The organism is Mesorhizobium sp. M7A.F.Ca.MR.148.00.0.0, from assembly GCF_003997735.1.
Classification (GTDB): Bacteria; Pseudomonadota; Alphaproteobacteria; order Rhizobiales; family Rhizobiaceae; genus Mesorhizobium.
Genome location: NZ_RZTB01000026.1, coordinates 34,109 through 47,447, shown reverse-complemented (window position 1 = coordinate 47,447; position 13,339 = coordinate 34,109). Strand labels below are relative to the sequence as shown.

The window sequence follows — 13,339 nt, the reverse complement described above, 5'->3', positions numbered from 1 at the left end:
ATTATGCCGAATAGCTGACTGCGGAGCGTCCGACTTTTTGAATAACTTGCAGCGTCGCATTCGCCCCGAAGCCGTGCAAGCGCAATGCGTTTCCAATAACAAGCACCGATGAGGCAGACATGGCAATCGCCGCTAACAAAGGCGTGGCGTGCCCGAGGATGGCGATTGGTACTGCCACCGCATTGTAGACGATCGCAATCGCGATGTTCTGGCGGATCAGGTGTCCCGCCTTGCGCGAGACGTCCAGCGCGAGAGGCACTGCCAGAAGGCTTTCGCGCAGGAATACGAAGTCGGCGGCATTGCGGCCAATGTCGGCGGCGGTAGCTGGAGCGATCGAGACATGCGCCGCGCTGAGCGCCGGCGTGTCGTTGAGGCCGTCGCCAACCATCAGAACCTTGTGTCCGTCTTTCGCCAGGGTCTCGATGCGCTCGACCTTGCCGGATGGCAGCAGGCACGGAACGAAGTCCTTGACACCCAGCATTTCTGCGACTTCACCGCAGGCACCCGCAGTATCGCCCGACAGCATTTCCACTGACACCCCGGCATGGCTCAATTGCCCGATCGCCGCCTTGGCGTCTGCGCGCAGCGCGTCCTCAAAATCGAAGGTCGCGACAATGAACCCGTCTTTTGTCAGCACGGTTCCGCCATGTTTGCCTTCACCACCGGTCCGGGCTCTCCATCCAGCCCATCCGCGTCGGCCTAGCCGCCAGGTGCTTCCGGCTCCAGTGGCTTCGATTCCAAACCCTGGATGCTCGGTGACGGCATCAAATTTGTACTGCCCGCCGGGATGGGCAAAACCGGCTATGGCCTTTGAAAAAGGATGGCGGGAATGCGTAGCCATGTCTCCCGCGACTGCCAGCATGGCCGGATCGATCGACGATGCATTGACCAGCCGGGGCTGGCCGAGCGTGAGCGTTCCGGTCTTGTCGAACACCGCTGTATCAATCGTCGCCAGGCGCTCCATGGCAGAACCGTCCTTTACCATGATGCCGTTCTCAAACAGGCGCCGCGCGGCGACCACCTGAACGATCGGTACGGCGAGGCCGAGCGCGCACGGGCAGGTGATGATCAGAACGGCAATGGCGATGGTTATCGCCCGGTGCCAGTCGCCGGTCACCGCCATCCAGCCAAGGAACGTCGCGAAGGCTGTGAGATGAACCACCGGGGCATAGAGCGCTGAAACGCGATCGGCGATCCGGCGATAATGCGCGCGGCCGCCCTCTGCGGCTTCCATAAGACGAACCATTTCCGCCAGAAACGAATCCTTCGCGGCGGCTGTCGCCTCAATCGTCAGCGGGCCGGTAAGATTGAGCACGCCGGCCTGAACTGCTTCGCCCGGCGCCACGTTTTTCGGCGTGCTTTCGCCTGAGGCCAGCGAGCAGTCGAGATCCGACGTTCCCTGGATGATCTTGCCGTCGACGGGGATCCTCTCACCGGCTGCGATCAACAACCGCATGCCTGGTTCGATCTCGCCGACCGGCAAATAGTCGCGCGCGCCGTCGCTGCGCAGCACCATGGCGCCATGTGCGGCCAACTGGGACAGGCCTTTCACAGCGGTCCGGGCACGTTCGCGCATCACGTGATCCAACGTGCGGCCGATCAACAGGAAGAACAGCAGCGATACCGACGCGTCAAAATAGGCGTGATCGCCATGGTTGATCGTCTCGTAGAGGCTCATGGCGTAGGCGAGCGAAACACCGACCGCGATCGGCACGTCCATATTCATGCGGCCATGGCGCAAAGCATTCCAGGCCGAACGGAAGAAGATGCCGCCGGCGAAGGCGAGGGCAGGAATGGCGATCAGCGCCGAGACCCAGTGAAACAGGTCGCGGGTAGCACCTTCGGCGCCGGACCAGACCGAGACCGAAAGCAGCATGATGTTGCCCGCCGCAAAGCCGGCAACCGCGACCGCGCGGATCAAATCCGATAACGTCCTGTCCTTGTCGCCGACCTCGGAAGGGAAGAGATGCGCCTGGTAGCCTAGCCGCCCAAGCGCGACGACGAACGGTGGGACCTCGTCACCACGCCACCGGACAGAGACCCGTTTCGTCGACAGGTTGACGCGGGCGCTCTCGACGCGATCGAGCTTTCCCAGCGCCGTCTCGATCGTCTGGATGCAGCCTGCGCAATGAACCGTCGGTACTGAAAGATCGGTCTGGTGAAGATCATCGCCAAGCGATCGGCTCGCCAGCCTGATCTCCTGGCTGGACGGCAGGACCGATCCGGTGTTGACCAGATCAAGCGCCATTTCGGCGCCCGGTGCACAACAACTCATTGCAGCGCTCCATTGGAAATCATGATCCGGCGGACGTCGCGATACGGTTTGTCCAGACCGGCGTCGGCGTCGACTTCGACAATCCAGACGCCGTCCTTCGGCATGTGCTGGGCTGCGAATTCCTGGCCCGAGGCGGGTGCGAGGGTGACCGACTTGTCCTCCTTCTCGTACGCGGGATGGCGAAACAGCACCTTGACGCCGTGCAAGGGAACCGGCTTGCCGGCGACGTCGGCGAGGCCATAGCGAACTTCGCCCCATGCGATGGTCAGCTTGCCGGTCCAGCCAAGTGCTGCCTGCGCCCGTCCTTCCTCGGCCTTCTTGTTGAATTGCTGGCTCGCCACATAGGTGTTTTCGACGACGAGGCCAGTCCAGCTTGTGCTGGCGAGCGTTGCCATGGTCAGATTGACTGCGATGACCACGCCGAAAAAGGCCAGGATGATGACCAGCATGTGCCTGCCGGTGAATTCACGAGGCTTTTGTACATTGGCAGTCATCTGAGGGGCTCCGGCGCGTTGAAGGTGGCGGTGTACTCGTTCGACTCAAAGCTGGCTCTGTCCTCGACGCGGAACTTGAAGGTCTGTGCCGGAGCGCGGATCTGGTCCGCCGGCTGGCGAACGAAGACCCTCAGCATTTTCAGGCGGTCGGGTTCGACCGGAATGGCGAAGGAACGGCCTGCGGGGATGTCGTCGCCGACGACGACCATGTCAGCGCCTTCAAGGCCCTGCATGGTTACGACGATCGTCCTCGGCTCGGGGATCATGTTGAGCAGCTTGACGGTATAGCCATTGCGGATGGATCCGTCGGTCAGCGTGACGAACTGGGGATTGCGATCATGCAATACGTTCAGTTCGAGCCGATCGCGCGTCAGCAGCGAATAGAGCAGGCCGAGGCCGATCAGCGACCACAAGCCCATGTAGACGTAGGTGCGCGGCCGAAAGATCTTGCGGATGTGAAAATGCGCCACCTTGTCGGAGAACAGGCCATCAGCGGTCCTGATCAGCGATGGATTGACTGAGCTGGACCCGCCTGCAGTCGCCAGCATCATGTTGGCGTTGTAGTCGGAGAGCGTCGCATAGGCGATCAGCCCACGCTCCTTGCCGAGCTTGTCCATGACGCCGTCACAGGCGTCGATGCAGAGCGCGCAAGTGATGCATTCGAGCTGCTGGCCGTCGCGAATGTCTATCCCCATCGGGCAGACCGCGACACAGGCATTGCAGTCGACGCAGTCGCCCACGGGCTGGCCTGCGGCCAGCACCTTCTTGGCGTGGCGCGAACGCGGTTCGCCGCGCCAGTCATTGTAGGTGACAGTGAGGGAATTTTCATCGAGCATGGCCGCCTGGATGCGGGGCCACGGGCACATATAGGTGCAGACCTGTTCGCGCATCAGACCGCCGAACGTGTAGGTGGTAGCCGTCAGGACGGCGACAGTGATGTAGGCGACGGGCGCCGCAGTGCCGATGAAGAGCTCGCCGAGCAGCGTCGGTGCATCGGCAAAGTAGAAGATCCAGGCGCCGCCAGTCGCCGCCCCTATGACCAGCCAGATGGTGTGCTTGGACACACGCAGCATGAGCTTGCGCGCGGTCCAGGGACCTGCGTCAAGTTTCATGCGGGCGTTGCGGTCCCCCTCGATCGCACGTTCGACGACGAGGAACAGATCGACCCACACCGTCTGAGGGCATGCATAGCCGCACCAGGCACGGCCGACAGTCGAGGTGATCAGGAAAAGACCGACGCCCGCCATGACCAGGAGGCCGGCCACATAGAAGAATTCCTGGGGCCATATCTCGATGAAGAAGAAGTAGAAGCGCCGGTTCGCGAGATCGAGCAGGACTGCCTGGTCCGGGGCAAATGGACCGCGAGCCCAAGGCAGCCACGCAGCCAGGTAGTAGATGCCAAGTGTGATCGTCATCACCAGCCATTTGAAGCGACGAAAGTTGCCCGAGGCGCGCTTCGGAAAGATCTTTTGACGCGCGGCATAAAGCGGCTTGCGGGTTTTGGCGGAATTGACAGTTTCTGTTTCGAGCCGTGTCAACTGCGTCTTATCACGCATGTGCAACTCCACTTTCCCAGCCAATGTCAGGGGCACCTGTCGTAAAGCCTCGCGGTAGGATAGCCTTGCCGGGTTGTGCAGATCGCATTAGGGATGGTGTCGAGGCCCGGCTCACGCCGGGCCTCGTCCGCTTGGCAGGGGGGACCGAAGAATAGGACTTCCATTCCTATTCTCCGCCGCCAAGCGAATGGACATAAACTGCAAGTTCCTTGACCTTGATCTCGCCGAGACGGCCAACCCAGGCCGGCATGACGCCCTGTTTTGGCGCACGGACCTGTGCGGCGATGGCTGTCTCACCGGATCCATAGAGCCAGATCGCATCGGTCAGGTCGGGGGCGCCGAATTCCCTGTTGCCTTTTGCATTGTCGCCGTGACAGGCGACGCAGTTCTCGGCAAAGACCTTGGCGCCGGGTTGGATCAGACTTGCATCGCGGACCTTGCCGGAAAGGCTGGCCACGTAGGCGCTGACTTGTGCGATCTGGTCGGCGGTAATGATGTCGCCGAAGGCCGGCATTTCCGACAGGCGCGTGTCCGGATCGGATGCGAAGCGGATGCCGTGCGTAATCGTCTGCTGGATCTGCTCGGCCTTGCCGCCCCATAGCCAGTCGTCGTCGTTGAGATTGGGAAAGCCCTTGGAACCTTGGGCGCCGGAGCCGTGACATTGTACGCAATTGACCTTGAAAGCGGCGCCACCGGCGGCGATTGCGAATTCGCGCAGGCCGTCGTCCGCGGAGATCTCCGAGACGCTCTTGGACTCCACCGCCGAGATATATTTGCCCTTGGCGGCCTCAGCCGCAGTCAGCTCGTTCCTGACCTCGTTGCGGCTGGAATAGCCGAGCACACCCTTCGTCGCCGAGTGCAACAGAGGCCATGCTGGATAGGCGATGGTGTAGCCTATCGCCCAGACAATGGTGACGTAAAAGGTGATAACCCACCATCTGGGAAGCGGGTTGTTCAGCTCCCGGATGCCATCCCATTCGTGGCCGGTGGTCGAGACGCCAGAGATTTCATCGATATGCTCGTCGCTCATGATCACTCGTCCTCGAGCGGAATGCGGGCCGCTTCGTCGGCCAGCCTTCGGCTGCCGGGGCGTAGGGCAAAGGCGATGCACCCCACGAAGAACAGCGCCATCGCAACCAGGCCCCAGCTGTCGGCAAACGCCCGCATCAAATTGTAGGTCATCAGCGTTCTCCTCAGCGGTAGCCGGCGGCTTCGTCGTAATTTTTGAAGTCGACCAGTGTGCCAAGCATCTGCAGGTAGGCGAGCAGGGCATCCATTTCGGTGACCTGTTGCGGGTTGCCGTCGAAGTCGCCGATCTTGGCTTTTGGGTAACGCGCCTCAAGGCCTGATGTGTCGGCATTGGGATCGGCCTGCGCCGCCAGATCCGCATTGGCGTGGACGATCATGTCATCGGTGTAAGGGACGGCTACAAGCCTGTTGGCGACCAGATGCGTTGAGAAATCCTTCACGTCGATCGGCGTGTCTTTCAGGAACCCATAGCTCGGCATGATCGATTCCGGCACCACCGAGCGCGGGTCGGTAAGATGCGCGACATGCCATGCATTCGAGTAGCGGTCGCCAACTCTGGCGAGATCCGGCCCGGTGCGCTTCGATCCCCACTGGAAGGGGTGATCGTACATGGACTCGGCAGCTAGGCTGTAGTGGCCATAGCGCTCAACTTCGTCGCGGAACGGCCTGATCATCTGGCTATGACAGAGGTAGCAGCCCTCGCGCATATAGATGTTGCGCCCGACAAGTTCGAGCGGCGAATAGGGGCGCATGCCTTCCACCTTCTCGATCGTATTGTCGAGATAGAAGAGAGGCGCGATCTCGACGATGCCGCCGACCGTCACCACGAGCAGCGAGCCAACGAGAAGAAGCGTGGCGTTCTTCTCGATGATTGCGTGTTTGTCCATCAAGCCCATTACCTGGCTCCTGATCGCGCAGGTCGGATGGCGACGGGGCTCGGCATCGGCTCCTCCTCGCGCTGGTGGCCGAGGATGGTCCTGGTGATGTTCCAGGCCATGATCAGCGCGCCGGAGAGGTACATGGCCCCACCGATGGCGCGCATGACATAGTAGGGGTGCATGGCGGCGACGGTCTCGGCGAAGGAGTAGACCAGGAAGCCCTGCTCGTCGTATTCGCGCCACATCAGGCCCTGCATGACGCCGGATACCCACATCACCGCGGCGTAGACAACGATACCAAGTGTCGCCAGCCAGAAATGCCAGGTGACCAGCCGCAACGAGTAGAGCCGTTGCCGGTTCCAGAGCTTCGGCACCATGTAGTAGATTGCGCCGAACGAGATCATGCCAACCCAGCCGAGCGCGCCCGAATGGACGTGGCCGATGGTCCAGTCGGTATAATGCGACAGCGAATTGACCGCCCGGATCGCCATGATGGGGCCTTCGAAGGTCGACATGCCATAGAAGGCGACGGCCATCACCATCATGCGTATGATCGGATCGGTGCGCAGCTTGTCCCAGGCGCCGGAGAGCGTCATCAGGCCGTTGATCATGCCGCCCCAGGACGGCATCCACAGCATGATCGAGAACACCATGCCGAGCGTCTGCGCCCAATCGGGCAAGGCGGTGTAGTGCAGGTGATGCGGCCCGGCCCAGATGTAGAGAAAGATGATCGCCCAGAAATGGACGATCGACAGCCGGTACGAATAGACTGGCCGGTTCGCCTGCTTGGGCACGAAATAATACATCATGCCGAGGAAGCCGGCGGTGAGAAAGAAGCCGACCGCGTTGTGGCCGTACCACCATTGCGTCAAGGCGTCCTGGACCCCTGAAAAGGCGGAGTAGCTCTTGGAGCCCAGGAACGAGACTGGTATGGACAGGTTGTTGACCACATGCAGCATCGCGATGGTGACGATGAACGACAGGTAGAACCAGTTGGCCACGTAGATATGCGGTTCCTTGCGCTTCAGGATCGTGCCAAGGAACAGAATGAGGTAGGCGACCCAGACGATGGTCAGCCAGACATCCACATACCATTCGGGTTCGGCGTACTCGCGGCCCTCGGTGATGCCGAGCAGGTAGCCGGTCGCGGCCATGACGATGAACAGCTGGTAGCCCCAGAAGACGAACCAGGCCAGATCACGGCCGAAGAGGCGGGCGCGGCAGGTGCGCTGCACGACATACAGAGACGTGCAAAGCAGCGCGTTGCCGCCGAAGGCGAAGACGACACCGGATGTGTGCAACGGCCGCAAACGACCGAAATTGAACCAGGGCTGGATGTTGAGATCGGGGTAGGCGAGCTGCAGCGCGATCACCACGCCGACCAGCATGCCGACGACACCCCAGAACACGGTGGCGATCGCGCCGTAGCGGATCGGACCATCCATGTAAGCGGATGGGTCAATCGGAGCTGCTGGCTTGAACTCCGTGTTGCGCAACAGGATCGCAGTGAAACCAGCCACTGCGAAGAACAACACCCACATGTGTCGGCGGAAAGGTTCATCCACGCCGAAGCCGGCGGCCACCAGGGCCGCAAAAGCGAACACGCTTAGAAGGACGATCTCTGTGCCGAATTTCATTGCAGATCCCGATCTCGAATCTGGTGGATGCCAAATCCGCAGCGCACTAATCGCGCAGCCGCCGCCCCCTCGCCCTGATCTATGTCAGGCCGCAAGATTTTGTGTCGGCGGCGCAATCAGCAGGTGGCGAATGAACGAGGAACGCAGCGCGGGCTCACCCCCCTCATGGAAGGCGTTCCCTGGGTTGGGCGGGCGCAGACGCGATCGCTGAGGCGAAAGCTGAGGCCCTGCGCGCGTTGGATGCTATTGCCGATGCCCTGCCAAACGTTGTTCGGATCCCATTGGAAACGAACGCGATCGTTCCGCCGAGCCGTGGCAGATTAAGGACCATGCTTCGCCGGTATGTGCCGAAACACACCTGGCGATTGGTCACGTTCCTATCAAAGCCCGAAAGCTGTTTGTCTCGACCGTGACGCCGCTTCGTCGAAGGCGCGGCAACATCGCATTAAAAGGCAAACACGGCCCGCCCCGGAGTCATGCGACATGGCCTCGCCGCTTAGGGCCGCTCGCGTCCGCCGCCACAGCGCTTCTCCAGACGGCTTATGCTGTCCACCGTCACATGGCGTGCGTTCTCAATCCGAATCACCCCGTCAGCCCGCAATCGCGTCAGTTGGCGGCTCACGGTCTCGTTGGTGATTCCAAGGAAATCAGACATTTCGACACGCGTCAGCGGCAGATCGAAGGACGCCGACCCGGAAGCCGCATCGAGACTGGAATCGATATTCCGGGCCATCATGAGGAGAAAAGTCGCCACCTTTTCCGGAGCTGTCTTGCGCCCCAGCGTCACCATCCACTCGCGCGCCTCATCGAGTTCATTCAGCGTCTGTTTGAGCAGGCGATGCTCGAATTCCCGTGACGCCTTCATCATCCGTTCGACGGCCGCTCGCGGAAACGAACACAGCGTGACTGCTGTTGCCGCTTCCGCATTGATCGAGCTTTCCACCTTGAAAGGACGTCCCAGAAAATCCGGTGCAAACTGGAGACCGACGATCTGCTGGCGCCCATCCGACAGGCTCTTTGATAGCTTTACAACGCCTGAAAGCACGTTGGAGTAGCTGTCGACGTTCTGTGCCTCGCCGGTCAACTCCATTCCTGACTCGATCCGGCGACGCGAGCAAGTCTTGGCGAGCCCAACCAAATTGTCTGGATCGAGCGCACCGCAGACACCGCGACGCCGTGCCTCGCAAGGGAAGCAAAGAACAGGAATGCCGGAACTATGAATGTCTTGCCGAAAGGTCATGCGTTCGCCTTACCCGATCCTAACTGCCGGCAGGATACCCATCCAGGGTAGAGAAATCCTGCGGCGGTTTGTCCATGAGCGCGGCTGATCGAGATCAGGGTCTGCTTCAGCGATGCGTGCAGTGTTCCGGCGGGCAACACGGTGAACGCGAGATGCAATCGGAAATAGCTGTCAAACTCAGCGAGAACGTCCCACGCTACACCAGCTATCCGACGGCGCCGCATTTCCATTCGGGGATCGATGCTGCCATTTACCGTGGCTGGTTGGAGACGCTGGAAAGCGGCGACGAAATCTCGCTGTACCTGCACATTCCTTACTGCGACAAGCTCTGCTGGTTCTGCGCCTGCCACACCAAGCAGACGCACCAATATGAGCCGGTGGCCGCTTATCTGCGCTCGCTGAATGCCGAAATCGTCACGATTGCCGGTCTGCTGAGCGGCAAGGCACATGTCCGTGCAATCCACTTCGGTGGCGGTTCGCCAACTATTCTGAGGCCCGATGATATGGTTGCTCTTGGAGCGGCCTTGCGGGACAGCTTCGACTTTCTCCCGGATGCTACGGTCAGCATCGAAATCGAAACCAACGACATGGACAAGGCGCGCCTTGATGCACTTGCTCAAATCGGCGTAACCCGGGCGAGCCTCGGCGTGCAGGATTTCGATCCGCAAGTGCAAAAAGCAATTAATCGTGAGCAGAGTTTTTTGCAGACCAAGGCAGTCGTCGACGGGGTTCGTTCGCGGGGCGTCGAATCGGTCAATCTGGACCTGCTCTACGGGCTCCCGAATCAGACACGCGAGACGATCTGTTCCACGGTGGCGCAGGCACTGACCTTGGAGCCAGACCGGATGGCCCTGTTCGGCTACGCACATGTGCCCTGGTTCAAGAAGCATCAGACGATGATCGACGAGGCATGGCTGCCGAGTCCCACTGAGCGTTTCGCCCAATCTCAACTCGCGGCGCGGGCAATTGTCGCCAAGGGATATGAGGCAATAGGACTCGATCATTTCGCGAAGCCCGACGATGCGCTGGCCATAGCGGCCCGCGCAGGAGTTTTGCATCGCAATTTTCAGGGCTACACTGAGGATCGCTGCCCGACACTGATCGGACTTGGCCCTTCGTCCATCGGTCGTTTTCGCCAAGGCTACGTGCAAAACATGGCTTCGACTGCCGGGTACGGGCGCATGGTTGCGGATGGCGGGTTGGCTGCCGTCCGCGGCGTTGCCCTTTCCGACGACGATCGCGTCCGTGGCTGGATCATCGAGCGGCTGATGTGTGATTTTGCCTTCTCGGCAGTCGATCTGGTGGAGCGGTTCGGCAAAGCCGGCGAGCAGCTCCTTCATCGCTCGAGGTCCATCGCACTCCACGATCCTGCCCGAGCGCTTGAATTCGATGGTGACAGTTTCCTCGTACGGACTGAAAGTCGCCCCTTCATTCGAACCATCGCGGCCAAGTTCGATACATATTTCAAAGGGGGAACGGCGAGGCACTCGGTGGCGGTCTGAGCAAAGCACAGTGCGCTCGCCGTTTGGTCGATCGGCGAACCAGCTGCGTTCGTTTTGACCGCTCATAGGCGACTACCGCATCAAATCGAAAATGCAAACTTAGGCTGTTGCGCGGTATCTCCTTCCACATCCTCTCTTGCGCATACCTACATTCCAAGGGGTTTGATCCTATGCTTCGCGAGGAGCAGGTAGGTCGCGACAGCTAGGCAATGTTCCAGCTGCCCTAGCGGAGGAGTCACGATTTTCCGGCAAGCTCCGTCGGCAGACGTTCTTTTCTGGCCCTGGCAAAGGCTCGGTCGCCTTCCAGAAACGCCGCCAGCATGAAAGGGATGAGTTCTGCCACGGTTTCAGACTGACCATAGGTCTGACGGTAAAGTGCAGCATACTCCTTGAGTGTTTGGCTCAGCTCCGCGCTGACGGTAATGGTGATCTTCGAAGCTGTTCGGTCCGGAAGTTTTCCAAGTTTCAGGTCAGCCATGATAACTCCTGCTCAACTGGCGTATGGCCGCAGCACGATGTCCTTGTGCACGATGACGCGCAGTGGCCAACCTGGGCGGACGACGATGGTGGGCTGGATATTGAGGTTTTTTTCGGTGATGCGCTGGCCGGCTCGACTGGCGTTCTGCTGGGCTGATTCCCGGATCGCCTTGACCAGATCGCTCTCGTTTTCGCCGAGGCTGAATTCTGTGCCGACACCGAGCAATGTGGCAAGCGCCACTCCCTTGATCATCTGCCAAGTGTGGAAATCGACTTTGTCTTCCAGCCCTGCGTAGCCGGCGGTGTCGCTCGCGGGCAGATTGTCGATTTCGGCCGACGAGCCGTCGGGCAGCAGAATGCGCTGCCAGACCAGCAGCGCTCGCTTTTGCCCGAACGCGACGACGCTGTCGTAGACGCCGATAAGACGTGAGCCCTGCGGAATCAGCAATATGTTGCCCGTGACCGTGTCGTGCACATTTTCGGTGACTTGCGCGACGACAAGGCCCGGCAAATCGGAATTGATGCCGGTGATCAGGCTGGCGGCAATCACGCTGCCAGCCATCAGTTGATATGGCGAGATCGGCGTCTGAAGCGCATGCGGATTGTAGATCCCGCCAGTGCTCCGCTGGCTGAGAAAATCAAGCTTTCGCTGCTGATTGTTCTGGTCGCCTTCCGCCGCCGCCACCGAGGCTGACGCGCGTCCTGCTTCGGATTGGGGAAGCGCCTCAAATGGATGCTGAGCAGTTTGCACGCTCTCTCCGACATCTGTCTGTTGAGCTCGATTTTCGACGCGGAAAAGCACCCGCGATTCACGCGCTTCGATCGCCTGCTGCGCTAGACGCTGCTCCTCGGCCGAGATGTCTTGGCCCGGCACGATGCCGAGCTGGCGCTGCCGCTCGAGGATGGGGCGGCCGAGGTCGCCCGGCAAAGGTAGCCCAAGGACGGGAGGCTTTGGCTTCATGCCGGAATAGTCATGGGGAAGCGTATCGAGTCCCTCGGCGGTTGGTTTGCGCTCAGTGTTGTAGAGATCTTCCGCCTGATCCCTGATGCGAAGGGCCGGCCCCTGGAGGGCGATCATGGTAACGCCGAAGACAGCGCCGGATCCGAGCGCTGCGATAGCGATGATCACACCGCGCCTGAACCGCACCACGCGGCGGGGAGAGGCCCGAAGCTGCAGTTCCTCGGGATCCAGTTTCGGCGGGATGCCAGAGCGGGAATTTTCGATCATGAGCCCTCACCTCGCCGGCTGCCGCGAAAGAGCGAGATCCGCCGTTGCGGTTGCCTGCCGTCAATCCTGCTGATGCGGATCACCTGCTGCCGCTTGGTGCCGAGGCGAAGTTCGGCCGCGGCGAAGAGCCGATCGACGATGTAATAGTTGCCGCGCACGCGATAGTTGACGAGCTCGCTGCTCCCATCTGCGCCGACGATGAAGAGTGGTGGCGCCTCGCCCTGATCTATGCGACGAGGGAACTCAATATAGACCTTGCTGCCGTCGTCGAAGGCTCGCGTCGGTCTCCAGGGCGGTGTGTCGCCACTGATTGAGTAGCGAAAGCGAAGGTTTTCGAGCGCGATGTTCGACGCGACCGGTGTAACTGCCTCGGCTTGAGCATTGCGCTGGCGAAGCGCGATGATCTGGTCTTGGCTGTAGGTCCAGGAGATTGCCGCCATTGCGGTCTTCTCGGTGCTTTGAAGCTGCAAATGATAGGTCCGCCGGTCCGTCGTAATGACGACATTGGTGGCAAGACCCGGCGCGAAGGGTTTTACCAGAACATGGGTGCGCTGATTGTCACCGGTGCCGCTTGCGGTATCGCCAATGACCCAGCGCACGGTGTCGCCAGCCGACACGGCGGTTAGTTTCTCGCCCGGCTGCAGAGCGATGTCGGTCACGCGCTCCGGCGCGGCATAGAGTTGATAAAGCGCGCCATCGGTGAAGGGGTAGACTTGCACTGCATTAACATACCCGTACTTGGTGGGTTGCTGGGTCGCGGCTTTGTTGGCATCAGCGACGCGTTCTTCAGGAGGGCGCTTGTCCTCGGCCTTGCCGGGCTCGGGCTGCATTTGGCCAGGCAGCGGCAGTGGTTTTGGCACCTCGACAATTCTAATCGGCCTCTCCGGCGCTTTTTCGATCGCGGCCGGTTTGAAGTCGGCAGCGTCATAGGAAATCTCAGGCGGCGGCACCTTCTTCGATGCACAAGCGGAAACGACCGCTGCCGACACCGATAGGATCAGCACGGCACGAATCGGTGACATT

The 13,339-nt window shown here is 60.7% G+C and carries 12 protein-coding genes; 1 reads left to right on the top strand and 11 read right to left on the bottom strand.

All coding sequences use genetic code 11. From position 1 onward, the window contains the following. Position 1: 1 nt before the first annotated feature. The 8 genes from EOB49_RS13105 to EOB49_RS13070 all read right to left on the bottom strand — a co-directional run bounded on the left by EOB49_RS13105 (position 2) and on the right by EOB49_RS13070 (position 9,109). Entirely contained in the window at positions 2-2,275 is a 2,274-nt protein-coding gene (locus EOB49_RS13105; RefSeq protein ID WP_126059322.1) for a cation-translocating P-type ATPase, read from the bottom strand. Then, a complete protein-coding gene (locus EOB49_RS13100) occupies positions 2,272-2,769 on the bottom strand; it encodes a FixH family protein (RefSeq protein WP_126057792.1) in 498 nt (165 codons plus the stop codon). The genes EOB49_RS13105 and EOB49_RS13100 overlap by 4 nt, the downstream gene beginning before the upstream one ends. Next, positions 2,766-4,325 carry a cytochrome c oxidase accessory protein CcoG gene (ccoG, locus tag EOB49_RS13095; RefSeq protein WP_127317707.1) on the bottom strand — a complete coding sequence of 520 codons (1,560 nt, stop codon included), beginning with the start codon at positions 4,323-4,325 and terminating at the stop codon, positions 2,766-2,768. Before ccoG ends, EOB49_RS13100 begins: the two co-directional genes overlap by 4 nt. Before the next feature lie 166 nt (positions 4,326-4,491). Next, positions 4,492-5,355 (bottom strand): cytochrome-c oxidase, cbb3-type subunit III, encoded by an 864-nt coding sequence (ccoP, locus tag EOB49_RS13090; RefSeq protein ID WP_126057790.1) that lies wholly within the window; start codon positions 5,353-5,355, stop codon positions 4,492-4,494. A gap of 2 nt (positions 5,356-5,357) precedes the next feature. Beyond that, complete coding sequence (locus EOB49_RS13085; protein WP_024502864.1) at positions 5,358-5,507, bottom strand: cbb3-type cytochrome c oxidase subunit 3; 150 nt, start codon at positions 5,505-5,507, stop codon at positions 5,358-5,360. Positions 5,508-5,518: 11 nt separating this feature from the next. Continuing rightward, positions 5,519-6,250 carry a cytochrome-c oxidase, cbb3-type subunit II gene (gene ccoO, locus EOB49_RS13080; RefSeq protein ID WP_126057789.1) on the bottom strand — a complete coding sequence of 244 codons (732 nt, stop codon included), beginning with the start codon at positions 6,248-6,250 and terminating at the stop codon, positions 5,519-5,521. Further along, complete coding sequence (ccoN, locus tag EOB49_RS13075; RefSeq protein WP_126057788.1) at positions 6,250-7,869, bottom strand: cytochrome-c oxidase, cbb3-type subunit I; 1,620 nt, start codon at positions 7,867-7,869, stop codon at positions 6,250-6,252. The genes ccoO and ccoN overlap by 1 nt, the downstream gene beginning before the upstream one ends. Positions 7,870-8,365: 496 nt before the next feature. Continuing rightward, positions 8,366-9,109, bottom strand: a complete 744-nt coding sequence (locus EOB49_RS13070) for a Crp/Fnr family transcriptional regulator (protein WP_126057787.1) — start codon at positions 9,107-9,109, stop codon at positions 8,366-8,368. A 152-nt stretch (positions 9,110-9,261) separates the two neighbouring features. Between EOB49_RS13070 and hemN the strand changes: the two genes are divergently transcribed. Continuing rightward, positions 9,262-10,611, top strand: a complete 1,350-nt coding sequence (gene hemN, locus EOB49_RS13065; RefSeq protein WP_126059321.1) for an oxygen-independent coproporphyrinogen III oxidase — start codon at positions 9,262-9,264, stop codon at positions 10,609-10,611. A 235-nt stretch (positions 10,612-10,846) separates the two neighbouring features. On the opposite strand, the gene EOB49_RS13060 is transcribed toward hemN, so the two are convergent. From EOB49_RS13060 to trbG, 3 genes are read right to left on the bottom strand one after another with little or no spacing between them, the layout of a single operon-like run. Beyond that, complete coding sequence (locus EOB49_RS13060) at positions 10,847-11,089, bottom strand: DUF2274 domain-containing protein (protein ID WP_126057786.1); 243 nt, start codon at positions 11,087-11,089, stop codon at positions 10,847-10,849. A gap of 12 nt (positions 11,090-11,101) precedes the next feature. Next, positions 11,102-12,316: a TrbI/VirB10 family protein gene (locus EOB49_RS13055; protein ID WP_126057785.1), complete on the bottom strand. Its 1,215-nt coding sequence runs from the start codon at positions 12,314-12,316 to the stop codon at positions 11,102-11,104. After that, a complete protein-coding gene (trbG, locus tag EOB49_RS13050) occupies positions 12,313-13,338 on the bottom strand; it encodes a P-type conjugative transfer protein TrbG (RefSeq protein WP_127232321.1) in 1,026 nt (341 codons plus the stop codon). The genes EOB49_RS13055 and trbG overlap by 4 nt, the downstream gene beginning before the upstream one ends. Position 13,339 lies beyond the last annotated feature (1 nt).